The sequence below is a fragment of the Paraflavisolibacter caeni genome, assembly GCF_025628885.1.
GTDB lineage: Bacteria > Bacteroidota > Bacteroidia > Chitinophagales > Chitinophagaceae > Flavisolibacter > Flavisolibacter caeni.
In genome coordinates, this window is the sequence record NZ_JAOTIF010000025.1 from 78,467 (window position 1) to 90,680 (window position 12,214).

The 12,214-nt window shown below is 41.9% G+C and carries 10 protein-coding genes; 2 read left to right on the forward strand and 8 right to left on the reverse strand.

The window, feature by feature from the left end; translation table 11 throughout:
* Position 1: 1 nt before the first annotated feature.
* The 7 genes from OCK74_RS22615 to OCK74_RS22645 all read right to left on the reverse strand — a co-directional run bounded on the left by OCK74_RS22615 (position 2) and on the right by OCK74_RS22645 (position 8,214).
* Entirely contained in the window at positions 2-439 is a 438-nt protein-coding gene (locus tag OCK74_RS22615; protein ID WP_279299370.1) for a FixH family protein, read from the reverse strand.
* 56 nt (positions 440-495) lie between these two features.
* Positions 496-1,938, reverse strand: coding sequence for a cytochrome c oxidase accessory protein CcoG (ccoG, locus tag OCK74_RS22620; protein ID WP_279299371.1), 1,443 nt, complete (start codon positions 1,936-1,938; stop codon positions 496-498).
* A 5-nt stretch (positions 1,939-1,943) separates the two neighbouring features.
* Positions 1,944-2,852: a cbb3-type cytochrome c oxidase N-terminal domain-containing protein gene (locus tag OCK74_RS22625; protein WP_279299372.1), complete on the reverse strand. Its 909-nt coding sequence runs from the start codon at positions 2,850-2,852 to the stop codon at positions 1,944-1,946.
* Positions 2,853-2,866: 14 nt separating this feature from the next.
* The gene (locus OCK74_RS22630; RefSeq protein WP_279299373.1) at positions 2,867-3,073 is read right to left on the reverse strand and encodes a CcoQ/FixQ family Cbb3-type cytochrome c oxidase assembly chaperone; all 207 of its coding nucleotides are present in this window, start codon (positions 3,071-3,073) and stop codon (positions 2,867-2,869) included.
* 7 nt (positions 3,074-3,080) lie between these two features.
* Entirely contained in the window at positions 3,081-5,276 is a 2,196-nt protein-coding gene (ccoN, locus tag OCK74_RS22635; RefSeq protein WP_279299374.1) for a cytochrome-c oxidase, cbb3-type subunit I, read from the reverse strand.
* Between the two features lie 20 nt (positions 5,277-5,296).
* Positions 5,297-5,473 carry a cbb3-type cytochrome oxidase assembly protein CcoS gene (ccoS, locus tag OCK74_RS22640; protein WP_279299375.1) on the reverse strand — a complete coding sequence of 59 codons (177 nt, stop codon included), beginning with the start codon at positions 5,471-5,473 and terminating at the stop codon, positions 5,297-5,299.
* Positions 5,474-5,769: 296 nt separating this feature from the next.
* Positions 5,770-8,214, reverse strand: a complete 2,445-nt coding sequence (locus OCK74_RS22645) for a heavy metal translocating P-type ATPase (RefSeq protein ID WP_279299376.1) — start codon at positions 8,212-8,214, stop codon at positions 5,770-5,772.
* Positions 8,215-8,590: 376 nt separating this feature from the next.
* Between OCK74_RS22645 and OCK74_RS22650 the strand changes: the two genes are divergently transcribed.
* Both OCK74_RS22650 and OCK74_RS22655 read left to right on the forward strand, forming a co-directional pair.
* Positions 8,591-10,060, forward strand: coding sequence for a hypothetical protein (locus OCK74_RS22650; protein WP_279299377.1), 1,470 nt, complete (start codon positions 8,591-8,593; stop codon positions 10,058-10,060).
* 62 nt (positions 10,061-10,122) lie between these two features.
* Positions 10,123-10,845, forward strand: a complete 723-nt coding sequence (locus OCK74_RS22655; protein WP_279299378.1) for a DUF92 domain-containing protein — start codon at positions 10,123-10,125, stop codon at positions 10,843-10,845.
* A 7-nt stretch (positions 10,846-10,852) separates the two neighbouring features.
* Here OCK74_RS22655 and OCK74_RS22660 read toward each other — a convergent pair whose 3' ends face one another.
* Positions 10,853-11,818 (reverse strand): SDR family oxidoreductase, encoded by a 966-nt coding sequence (locus OCK74_RS22660; protein ID WP_279299379.1) that lies wholly within the window; start codon positions 11,816-11,818, stop codon positions 10,853-10,855.
* Positions 11,819-12,214 lie beyond the last annotated feature (396 nt).

Sequence of the window (12,214 nt, forward strand, 5' to 3'; positions counted from 1 at the left end):
ACTAAAAGAACTTTTTTAGTTCGTGGAAATAGGTTTTTCCATCAGCCTGCCAGGAAAGTTTAATATCATAAAGACCAGGGTTTATTGTTGGCAGTGCTAATTTTAATTTTGTCCCTGTTACAGTAAATGCTTGATGAATATCTTTCTTTGCGTCTGAAGGTCTATATAAATAGACTACTCCCTTAACTTCCTTGTTTGCGAATTCCTGAGGAAACTGAATGGAAATCTCACCAGCTTCATAAGCAACCTCGGGCAAGGCAGATAGAGCAGAAGCTCTTTGTTTCTGATCAATGACATCCTGGAACTTCAGTTCTTCTTCATAGTAGTTATTGGTTACCAAATCAAAGCTTTCCTTGTTTGCTTTGAAAACTAAAAATAAAATCCCAGCAACGAACATCAGGTAAACTACTGCGATCTTATGTCCCCAAGTGATTTTCATATAAAAAAAGTTTATTGTTTATCGTTTATGGTCAGCTTTCCAGGATTGGATCTCCATTAATAACCAGGTCCAAGGAAAGTTGTTTCTGTCGACTTAATTCTTTTTCCATTTACATATACACCTATAATAATATGAGTCTTACGGCGAACGATTTCGCTACGATTAATTTTAACGAAGAAAGGTGTTTGGAAATAGGATTCATTCGGAACTGTCAGGTTATTGCCAACAATGTTTATTTCTCCTTTAATATTTTCGAGCTTCAATGTCAAGGTCACATCCTTTCTTGTTTTATTGGCAAGTTTGATATTGTACAGATTACTTAGACGGCCATCAGGCAGTGTTTGGAAAATTTGTCCAGGTGTACGTAATACTGTTGCATCAATATCGTTGCGGCTTACCAGCAGGTAAACTAAAAATCCAAGTAACAGTACCATTACAGTAGAGTATGCTTTTAATCTCCAGTTACCTGTTTTTTTAGAATGTGCAATGTTTTCTTCCGAGTCTAAACGGATCAAACCTGTTGGCCTGTTCAATTTTTCCATGATTGCATCACAGGCGTCTATACAGGCAGTGCAGTTGACACATTCTAGCTGTGTGCCATTACGAATATCGATTCCTGTTGGACAAACACGTACACAGGCAAAGCAATCTACACAATCGCCAGCAGTATCCAAGGCTGGTGCAGGCGTTTTTTTAGCCTTTCCCCTTGGCTCGCCCCGAACATAGTCATAGGCAACAACTAAAGATTTACGGTCAAGCAGGACACCTTGTAATCTTCCATATGGGCAGACTACAATGCAGGCTTGCTCTCTGAACCAGTAAAAAACCAGGAAGAAAACTGTTGTAAAGGCGATCAATGATGAAAACGTACCAAAGTTTGCCGTGATGCCTTCATTGATCATTTTAAATACATCATCCATACCTACCAGATAGGCAAGTGCGAAGTTGGCGATCAGGAAAGAGATAGAGAAGAAAACAGCTATTTTGATAGCCCGTTTCCTGATCTTATAACCATTCCATGGCATTTCTTTAAGGCGTTTTTGTGCCTGGCTGTCTCCATCCAGCCAGTATTCAATTTTCCGGAAAACCATTTCCATGAATACTGTTTGCGGGCAGGCCCAGCCGCACCAAACACGGCCAAATACCACCGTGAATAGAATAATGAAAACAATGAAGGAAAGGAAACCTATAGCGAAGATGTAAAAATCCTGAGGCCAGAAGATCACTCCGAACAGGATGAATTTCCTTTCAACAATATTAAATAAAAAGAGAGGCTGTCCATTTATTTTAATAAATGGCACCGAGAAAAATATTACCAGATATACCAGTGATGCTACGGTTCGGAGGTTGTACAACTTTCCCTTTGGCTTTTTGGGAAAGAGGAAATTACGCTTTCCTTCTTTGTTAATGGTGGCTACAGAATCACGAAAAGATTGATCCAACATTTCTTTCTTTACCGCAGCAACATTATCTTCTGTAGCCACCATTTTATTTTTCATAGTTATTATTTAGTTTTTGTACTATCAGAAGCTGCCCCTGTCTTGTCTACAGATGCAGTCTCTGTGAACAGATCTCCTTGAGGAGCTTTTGCATTAGCAGGCTTTGTTCCTTTGATAGATTTGATAAAGCTTGCCAGGTTTTTGATTTGAGAAGGTGAAAACGTTTTTTCCCAGGCTTGCATTCCTTTATCGGGAACGCCAAATTTGATGGTCTTAAATACATCATTGATCCTGCCGCCATGCAACCAATAATCATCGGTCAAGTTGGGGCCAACACCACCTTCTCCATTGGCGCCGTGGCATGGGAAGCAACTTTGTCCGAAGATCTTTTTACCTTCCGCAATACCTGCAGCATCAGCCATTGTTACTGTTTTTTCATCAACATTATCATTTGATTGTTTGCGGTATTCCTCCAATTGTGCAGCAGCCATTGACATTTCGGTGCGGTATTCTTCTTCCGGAGTAGGACCAGTTTTGAATACATGGAAGCGCAATAAATAGATCACTGCCAGTATTATTGTAAGGTAAAAACCATATTTCCACCAAGGTGGCAATGAGTTATCCAACTCTTTGATGCCATCATAATCATGGTCTAAAAGAATATCTTCTTCTTTTTCTACCGGAACAGCTTTTGTAAATATTTTACTATTTACTACTGACCACCATTTCCCAAAGGAGACTGGTTCTCCTGTTTCAGCTTTATTGATGGCCTTCATTTTGAAGATAACTATGGTCATCAAAAACAGGATAAAGAAGATGGATGTGGCAATGCCATAATAGATCCATTCACCTGAATTGGCTGTGGCCGCGGATTTTGTAGCCTCCGTTGCATCCTGTGCCCATGTGGCAGATTGTGAAAGCAATGCTACCAGTGCACAAGTAATAATGGTTTTATAATTAAAATTGATTCTCATAAATGAAGCTTGTTTTAGTGTGATGATACCTGTGCGTGTTGATCCTGGTTTATATCCAAATCCAGAGGCAGGCTGCTGATTTCCTCTACCTTCTTTTTATCCATCGTTTTTACATAGTATAGAACTGCGATGAAAAAGAGGACGAAGATCAGCAGGGAAATAGTCGGGTATATGTCAATCCCTTGAATGGTTGAGGCATATTGTTTAATATATTTCAGCATAACCAGATTATTTAAGTTCTGCGGTTTTATTATTACTAATGTCCTTACCCAGGCGTTGCAGGTAAGCGATTACAGCAATGACCTCCCTATCTGCGGGAACGTTGATGCTGTCTTTTTGCAGGTTCTTCGTAATGGCAGCGGCCTGGTTCATCAGGTCCTGATTAGCTATCTTTTCGTAACCAGCTTCATAGGGTACACCCAGTTTACGCATGGCATTAATTTTTGCCGCTGTACTAGCTGTATCCAGCTTATGATCGATCAGGAATGAGTAAGGAGGCATTATAGAACCAGTTGAAATTGACTGAGGGTCATCCAGGTGGTTAAAATGCCAAGTGTCTGATTTCCTGTTGTTACCTGCGCCTTCACGACCGAGATCCGGGCCAGTACGTTTTGAACCCCATTGGAATGGATGGTCATAAACAAACTCTCCAGCTTTTGAATATTCGCCATAGCGTTCGGTTTCAGAACGGAAAGGACGAACCATTTGCGAGTGACAGGTATAGCAACCTTCACGTACATAGATATCGCGACCCTGTAATTCCAATGGCGTGTAAGGTTTTACACTGGCAATGGTTGGGATGTTTGATTTCACCAAAAAGGTTGGGATCATTTCCACTGCACCACCAATCAGGATTACAATAAGGGATGCCACCAATAGGGGAGTTGGTTTTCTTTCAATCCAGCGATGCCAGTGTTCGCCTGCATGCTTTTTGTAAACCTTTTCCATTGCAGGAGCTTCTGCTTGTTCATTAGCCAGCAAGCTTCCCTTCTTGGCTGTTTTGAACAGGTTGTACATCATAAGGATAGCACCAATTACAAACAACGCTCCACCAAATGAACGAGTGGCATAAAACGGCTTCATGAAAGTTACCGTTTCAAGGAACTGGTATTTCAATTGACCACTGGGTGTAAATTGTTTCCACATGGATGCCTGAGCAAAGCCGGCCCAATACATTGGAACTGCATAGAAAAGGATACCTAAAGTAGCAATCCAGAAATGTGCATTCGCCAGTTTTTTAGAATACAGGTCAGTACGGTAAATTCTAGGAACCAGCCAGTAAAGGATACCGAAAGTGAGCATAGCATTCCAGCCTAGACCACCTACGTGAACGTGTGCAATTGTCCAGTCAGTAAAGTGGCTGATGGCATTGATGCTTTTCAGTGACATCATCGGACCTTCGAATGTAGCCATACCATAAGCAGTCACAGCGACTACCAGGAATTTCAGGATAACATCTTCTCTTACTTTATCCCATGCGCCCCGCAGCGTTAAAAGACCGTTGATCATGCCGCCCCAGCTTGGGAATATCAGTGAAAAGGAGAATACAATACCCAATGATTGAGCCCAGTTGGGTAAAGCTGTATAAAGCAGGTGGTGAGGACCAGCCCATATGTAAATAAATATCAGCGACCAGAAGTGGATGATGGAAAGTTTGTATGAAAATACCGGCCTGTTGGCTGCCTTGGGTAAGAAGTAATACATCAATCCCAGGTAAGGGGTTGTTAAGAAGAAGGCAACAGCATTGTGGCCATACCACCATTGCACCAACGCATCTTGTACGCCTGCAAAGGCGGAGTAGCTTTTGAGAAAGCTAACGGGCAATTCAAAAGAGTTTACGATATGCAGAACAGCAACTGTAACGAAAGTTGCAATGTAAAACCAGATGGCTACGTATAGGTGTCGTTCACGGCGTTTGAAAATTGTAGCAAACATGTTCCATCCAAAAACAACCCAGATGATGGTTATTGCAATGTCTATTGGCCATTCCAATTCAGCATATTCTTTACCTGTGGTAAAGCCCAAGGGGAGGGTTATGGCTGCGGCAACGATAATTGCTTGCCAACCCCAGAAATGGATCCTGCTGAGTACATCAGAGGCCATGCGGGTTTTCAGCAGGCGTTGCAGTGAATAATAATACCCCATGAAGATACCATTACCTACAAAGGCAAAGATCACAGCATTGGTATGGAGTGGACGGAGGCGTCCAAAGTTGACATAAGGCTGTAAGTTTAATACGGTTGGAAATACCAGTTGTAAAGCAGCCCAGAGTCCGGCAAGCATACCTACAACGCCCCAGATAATGGTGGCAGCGGCAAAATTGCGAACGATGGCATTGTCATAGTAGAAGGTTTCTCTATTAACAGCAGCCGTTTGATGAGGTTTTACCGCATCGTTTTCATGATTGAGTTTTTCAAGTTGCATGAATCTGTATTGTTTTGGAATTAAGAGATTTTGCTATTGCTATTGTTGTTATTTGAAGGATTGTCGTCGAAGAGCATACGTACAGAAGGTGTATAATCATCATCATACTGGCCTTTTTTTACCGACCAGATGAAAGCTGCTAAAAACCCTCCTGCTACCAATATGCTGATAGCAATTAAGATTACTAATACACCCATTAAAGCATGATTTTATAAATTCAAAAATATTTTTCATCATACGCGTGTCGTATGATATATCTCAAGTTGTTGCATGACGATTATCAGTTTAAAGAGATGTTTATTGAATAATGAGGTGGAAATCAACTACTCAATAAGGTTCTTTATATGCTGTTTTAAAATCGTCTCTTATGTCTTTTTTATAATATTTATGACTAAGATCAAGTGATTATAAAGTATGTTTTGTCCAATTATTGGCTGAAATGGTTGAGCTTTTAGAACAATTTTCACGAATGGCCATAAGTTTTTTTCTTCATTTATAGTCCTTTCTTTCTCGCTGAAACAGATGTTGCTATTGTTACAAATGTTACAATTGAAATGGAGCTTAATGGCATCAAAATGGCCGCTACCAAGGGAGAAAGTAATGCCTGGACGGCAAAACTTAATCCAACGATATTGTATAAGATTGAAAGGATAAAGCTTGCTGTTACAATAAATTTCCCTGACCTGGCATATGCTAAAAATGCATGGAGCTTGCCTGCCTGGGTGCTATCCATTATCGCATCACAGGCTGGTGTAAACTGGCTGGTGTTTTCACTCACAGCAACGCCTACATCACTCTGCCTGAGTGCGCCTGCATCGTTCAGGCCATCACCAAGCATCAATACCCGGCTGGCCGGATCCTGGTCTTTCAACAATTTGATGTATTCCAGTTTGCTTTGAGGGGATTGATTAAACTGCAGGGGCGCGGTTGTACCAAAGATCTGCTGGAGGTTTTCTTTTTCTGCTGCATTATCCCCTGACAAAACATGCAGGTCGAATTTCCCTTCATTTAATTTCCTGGCCATTTCTTTGACGCCTTGCCTATAGCTGTTGCTAATCTGGAAACAGCCACGGGTTTGTCCATTTATGGCTATCCAAACCTGGGTTCCATTGGCAGGGGCTTTAAGCTGCTCACCAGTTACAAAAGTTTGAGACCCAATACGGATATGGGAATTGCTAATGGTTGCTTCAATTCCTTTTCCGGCCAGTTCCCTGAAGTTTTCAACGTATAAGTTTTCTATGGTTTCTTCCTGAAGAAAAGCTTTTTTCAGCATACGACTTAGCGGGTGGGCAGATTCTTTAACGGCTGAATAAATGATGCTTTTTTCTGCCTGGGTCAATGGTTGTCCATTGAATTCAATCGTAGCTTTTGCGGTATGGGTGAGCGTACCTGTTTTATCAAAAACTATGGTGTTGATGCGGGACAGTGCCTCAATGATAGAAGAATTCTTAAGATAGAACTGGTTTTTGCCAAAGATGCGCAGCATATTGCCAAAAGTGAACGTAGCAGATAGCAATAAGGAGCAGGGGCAAGCTACGATCAGTGCGGCGGAAACTGCGGGTAAAATATTAGCAGGATTTACAAACCACCAATAGATCCCGGCGCTAGCCGCAATAGAGAAGAGTACGACAGTAAAATAGCGGCTCCAAGGGTGGATGAAGGATTTGTCCTTGTTTTTCTGAGGTCCAAAAACCTCATTGTTGTTCCAGAGCTGGGTAATATAGCTTTGTGAAACCGTTTTCACTACTTGTAGTTCTATGCTGCCGCTTAATTGCCTGGCACCAGCATAAATGAGTTCTCCCTTGTTTTTAACAACGGGAGTGTTTTCGCCTGAAACAAAACTGTAGTCGATATTGCCTTCACCTTTGATCAGTACTGCATCGGCAGGAATCATTTCATTGTGACGAACGATGATGTGGTCGTCTGATTGCAAGGCGCTAATGGGGACGGGCGATTCTTTACCATCTTTTATCACAGTAACACCAAGAGGGAAGTATGATTTGTAGTCCCTGTCAAAAGAAAAGGAGTCATAGGTTTTATTCTGAAACCAGCGGCCGGCAAGCATAAATAAAACAATGCCCGCCATGGAGTCGAAATAGCCGGCTCCCGTGCCGGAAAGTACTTCGTATACGCTTCGGGAGAAAGTAATTAAAATGGACAATGCAATAGGAGCATCGATGTTCAGCCATTTTTGCTGAAGGCCTTTCCAGGCAGAAATAAAGAATTCAGAGGCGCAGTAAAAGAATACCGGCAGTGCCAGGAACAGGTTTAAATAGCTGAAAATATGCTTTAGATAGCTTTCTGTAATGTTCCCGGAAGAAAAATATTCGGGGAAACTTAGCATCATGATATTGCTGAAACAAAATCCGGCAACACCAATTTTGAATATCTGCTTCCTGGAGACTTTCCTTGGTTTTTTCGCCTCAGAGTCGTTGAAACTGATATATGGCTCATAGCCCACGAATGCCAGGAGTTCCACCACTTTCCTTAATGAAGTGGCTTCTGGGTTGAAGGCTATGAAGATCTCCTTACGGCCAAAGTTAGTTTTGGAAAACAGGATCCCCGGCTGGATGGTATGCAGGTTTTCCAAAAGCCAGATACAGGAAGCACAGTGCATTTGGGGGAGGTAAAAACTCACATGGCTTTGGGTGCCGTCGGTGAACCTGATTAACTTTTGTTGGACATCAGCGTGATCCAGATAGGCGAACTTTTCAGTGGCGAACTTGCCTTTTATTTTGATTCCGGGAGTTTGACTTAATTCATAATAGTTGCAAAGGCCGTTTTCTTTGAGGAGTCCATAGACGAATTTGCAGCCTTCGCAGCAGAAGAAGTGATTGTCGTCTGATAAGCTATTGTCGCAGGTTTCGCCACAATGATAGCATTGTACGATTCCCTGGACTGGCATTGGCTTTTTTGTATTAGCTACAATGGCTTCCATTATTTTATGGGTTGGTTTTCAGAAAGAAGCAAAGTTTCAGACATAGGCCTGCATAAATTCTGAGGATTATCAGGTGGAAAAATGAGAGAGGTCAGGATGGGGTGGTTGAGAAAGGATATATACTGGTTAATTTTTATTTAATAATAACTTTTATACACCGAGTTAAATCAATATATTTATATATGGAATGCTATTTGATCTGTCTTTAATAATCCAACACTGCTGGAATAGTGGGCTTTTATGATACAACCAGTATAATAGTTAGTTGAAATAAACTTTAGATCCGGGTTGAACCTTTGCCTGGATCCGTATATAATAGCATTTTTCCGGCAATCGTTTACTAATACGAACTGTTTTGGGGCTAAAAAACACCACTATGCAAAAGGGTTATTTACTTTTAAGAGACAATCACCAATCGGGGCCTTTTAGTCTTGAAGAACTTTTGCAACATGAATTGAAGACAACTGATCTCGTTTGGGAAGAAGGAAGGAGCGCTGGCTGGTCCTTTCCCTACGAAATTGCATCTTTAAAGCCATTTCTACACTTAGAAGCCCCTCCTGTTCAAAAGGAAAAAGAAGTAAAGCGAGATGATGCGCCGCATCAAGAGATTTTAGCTTCAGATATGGATGCCCCTTTTGCTTCCAAATCAGTGACCTCCAAGAATGTTTATGTTTCCTTGCCCGATCATCATTTGCATAGGGAGGAACACCAACATGAGCATTTAGAAGAAACTCTAGAGCAGAAGGCTGAAGCTATCCGGAAAAGGGCTTTTGCAGCTTTAGAGCATGGTTCTTCAACAGAAAATAGAACATTGAAACCGGAATCCATGCTTTTTGATACGCCATATGAGTTAGAAACCAAGGTTGCCAGGACCACCAGTGAAATTGGGGAAGACTATTCTGCATGGTTGTATACGAAGCAAATTCAAAAAAAGAAGAAGGCAAGAAGGAGAAAAAGCATTCTGACCGGGGTGTCTGTGGTGTTCCTGATTTCCTTAGGCATTATATTTTACAAGGGAGTCCTTATTAATAATTATGAGGATATAGTTGGAGCAAAGCCGACCCTGGAACTTAAGAAGGATGATGTGGCACAAGGGAATGTACAGCCTCAAAATTTAAGCAGGTCCCTTACCAATGAACCTACATCTGGATTGGCAACTGGTCCAAATACTGATACAAGCATGGTTCCCGGTTCAATCGAAAAGGCCAAAGTAAATTCTAAACAAGCTCATAATAATCATTCACTGAAACCAATTGAGACAATCAGTAATAGCATTGCGAAGGATGATAGCAACCATGAAACAACACCTGTGGAAAGCTTAGATACTGCGCAAATTATCAATGATAAAGTAACAGAGGATGTTGCAGCAGAATCCAAGAAAAAGGAAAAATCCGGAGGTAAAAAAAATGGTTTCTTTGGGAGGCTATTTGGATCGAGGGATAGAACTGAAAATAACGAGGTGAAAACTGAAGAAACAAATACAGCGCAAGCGCCAGTAGAAAGTGTCCCAAAACGGAAGTCTGAGACATCACATACAGCAACTAACATTACTAATTTTATCAGTGTCAGTTCAAACGTTCCTGCAGAAAGCTTGTGGATGTTGGGAGTACAAGGGTTAAAACTAACGTTGACCAATAAGAGCAATGAGACCGTTAAAACCGCTACTGTAGAGGTTCGATATTATAATGAGGACAAGGACTTACTGGAAAAGAAAGTTGTTTATTTCAACAATGTTTCGCCCAAATCGTCCCAAACAGTTGCGGCGCCTGACCATCGTTTGGCAGAACGCACTGATTACCAGTTGGTTTCTGCTGTTCCGAAGGAAGATGGATATGTAAGACAGTAGAGATATGGTTAGGTATGCAAGTTTTTGTGGGATTGTATTGAGGATGGCTTTATTTTACACCCATGCAAACTGATTTTTGGTTGTTGCTGGCGCTTTTATTAAGCGCCATGTTTTTAAGTGTCAGGACAGGTAAGCTAGATTTGGCCGGTGCACTTACTGGTGGCCTGATAGGTTTTCTGATTTACCTAGGGGCAGGTTTTACGGGTATTGCAATGATTGGTGCTTTTTTTATCCTGGGCACGGCTGCTACTTCATGGAAAATAAATTACAAACAACAGCTTCATTTGGAAGAAATGGGGAGGGGGAAGAGGAAAGCCAGCCAGGTTTTGGCAAACGGGGGTGTTGCTGCCTTACTAGGATTGATGACTATTTTTTTTCCTGAACATCAAGTTTTATTCAGCATGATGATGGCCGCAAGCCTATCTTCTGCAACCGCTGATACGTTGTCTTCTGAATTGGGCAATGTTTATGGCAGAAGGTTTTATAATATACTTACCTTCCGAAAGGACAAAAGGGGATTAGATGGCGTGGTAAGTCTGGAAGGTACACTTTGTGGCATTGCAGGAAGTGTGATCATTGCTCTTATTTACGTAACCGGTTTAAGCTGGAGCAGATATTTCTGGCTGATCATTATTGCCGGAACGGCAGGCAATATTTTAGATTCAGTGTTAGGAGCCACACTTCAGCGCAAGCGTTTTATCAACAATGATGCAGTGAATTTTTTTAATACACTTGCTGCTGCTTTGATTGCACTGATCTTACAAAGTATTGGATCGTCCCTTTGACCGGAGGTCATCCCTTTTGCCGCATTAATAGTATGCCAGCAACGGTTGCAAACAGTAAAAGGCCTATGGTGCGTTTATGAGATGAGACCGCATTGCTCCATCCCCCATGAATACTGGTGCCAAATTCAACCGGTTCAAAAAGGTTTCCGCTTGTTTCTGCTGTGTGTTCGGCTTTTTTCAGGTAGGATTCGATAACGCTTGCAGTTATGGACCGTGAAAGGCCTGGGAAAATTGCATGTGCAAGCCTTAGAAAGGTCGAGGTACTTCCTATGGTTTTAGCGTTCCGGGGATTTTTTGCTATGCATACGGTTGCCCGTGCAACTCTTTGTGGATCGTAGACCGGAGGTGCTGGTTTTATATAGCGGCCTGTGTAGTTTGCGGCGTGCTGAATACCTGGTGTATCGAGGAATCCCGGGAACAGGTCGCAAACATGGATATCATGCCATTGGTGCAATTCACCTCGTAACGCTTCGGAAAAGCCTCTCAGTCCAAACTTGCTTGCGGAATAGCCAATTGCATATGGAACTGGGAACCATCCTCCAACAGAAATGTTGTTAATCAGAATTCCATGTCCTTGCCGTTTGAAAAACGGGATTACAGCGGCGGCGCCATTTATATACCCAATCAAGTTGGTTTGGATTACCTGATTGTGTATTTCTACCGGCGCTTCATCGATAGCGCCGGCTGCAAGTACACCTGCATTGTTCACCCAAACGTCAATTTTTCCACTGAAATCTATGGCTGCCTGAGCCAATCTTTTTACTGCTACCGGATCCGTGACATCAGTAATTACTTTTAATGCCTTACCGCCGAGATTATCGCATTCTACTGCTACTTCTGTCAGCGCCTGTTCTCTTCTTGCTGCCAGTACCAAATCAGCCCCTGAGCGAGCGAACTCTAATGCTATGGCGCGTCCTACGCCACTTGAGGCGCCGGTGATGACCACTGTCTTTCCTGTTAAGTTTTTTCCCATGGTTGTTGGACTTTGTTTATTAATAGATGGCAGGTGAAAGTTAATTTCTATTGTCCTTGTTCATGGCTGAACTTTTAAATAAAGCAATAAAACAGCAGGTACAAAAATCACACCTTAGATGGCAGGGGGTAAATGACAGAAGTTAGTTGAAAGTTGATAGATGATAGACGGGTGGTGACTGGGCTGTTAGAGGGCAGTTGATACGGAATAAACAGGGAGTTCCTATGCAGTTAGACCGCAGTAAGGTCTCCTATGTTTGTTTTTTGAAGCAGTATTTTTTGAGAGGAGTCGAGAAGGTCTGGGTAGTTTTGAGTCCATAAGTGAAAAAGGGTGAGCGTACAATTTAGGTCTAAGTAACCCCTGAGGGTATACTGTTATAGAGATTTTACCTCCCCT

Excerpts from the sequence above, each read along its gene's own strand:
- ccoN (WP_279299374.1), bottom strand. The coding sequence starts at position 5,276 with ATGCAACTTGAAAAACTCAATCATGAAAACGATGCGGTAAAACCTCAT.
- OCK74_RS22655 (WP_279299378.1), top strand. The coding sequence starts at position 10,123 with ATGCAAACTGATTTTTGGTTGTTGCTGGCGCTTTTATTAAGCGCCATG.
- ccoG (WP_279299371.1), bottom strand. The coding sequence starts at position 1,938 with ATGAAAAATAAAATGGTGGCTACAGAAGATAATGTTGCTGCGGTAAAG.
- ccoS (WP_279299375.1), bottom strand. The coding sequence starts at position 5,473 with ATGGGTGTATTAGTAATCTTAATTGCTATCAGCATATTGGTAGCAGGA.
- OCK74_RS22660 (WP_279299379.1), bottom strand. The coding sequence starts at position 11,818 with ATGGGAAAAAACTTAACAGGAAAGACAGTGGTCATCACCGGCGCCTCA.
- OCK74_RS22625 (WP_279299372.1), bottom strand. The coding sequence starts at position 2,852 with ATGAGAATCAATTTTAATTATAAAACCATTATTACTTGTGCACTGGTA.
- OCK74_RS22630 (WP_279299373.1), bottom strand. The coding sequence starts at position 3,073 with ATGCTGAAATATATTAAACAATATGCCTCAACCATTCAAGGGATTGAC.
- OCK74_RS22650 (WP_279299377.1), top strand. The coding sequence starts at position 8,591 with ATGCAAAAGGGTTATTTACTTTTAAGAGACAATCACCAATCGGGGCCT.
- OCK74_RS22645 (WP_279299376.1), bottom strand. The coding sequence starts at position 8,214 with ATGGAAGCCATTGTAGCTAATACAAAAAAGCCAATGCCAGTCCAGGGA.
- OCK74_RS22615 (WP_279299370.1), bottom strand. The coding sequence starts at position 439 with ATGAAAATCACTTGGGGACATAAGATCGCAGTAGTTTACCTGATGTTC.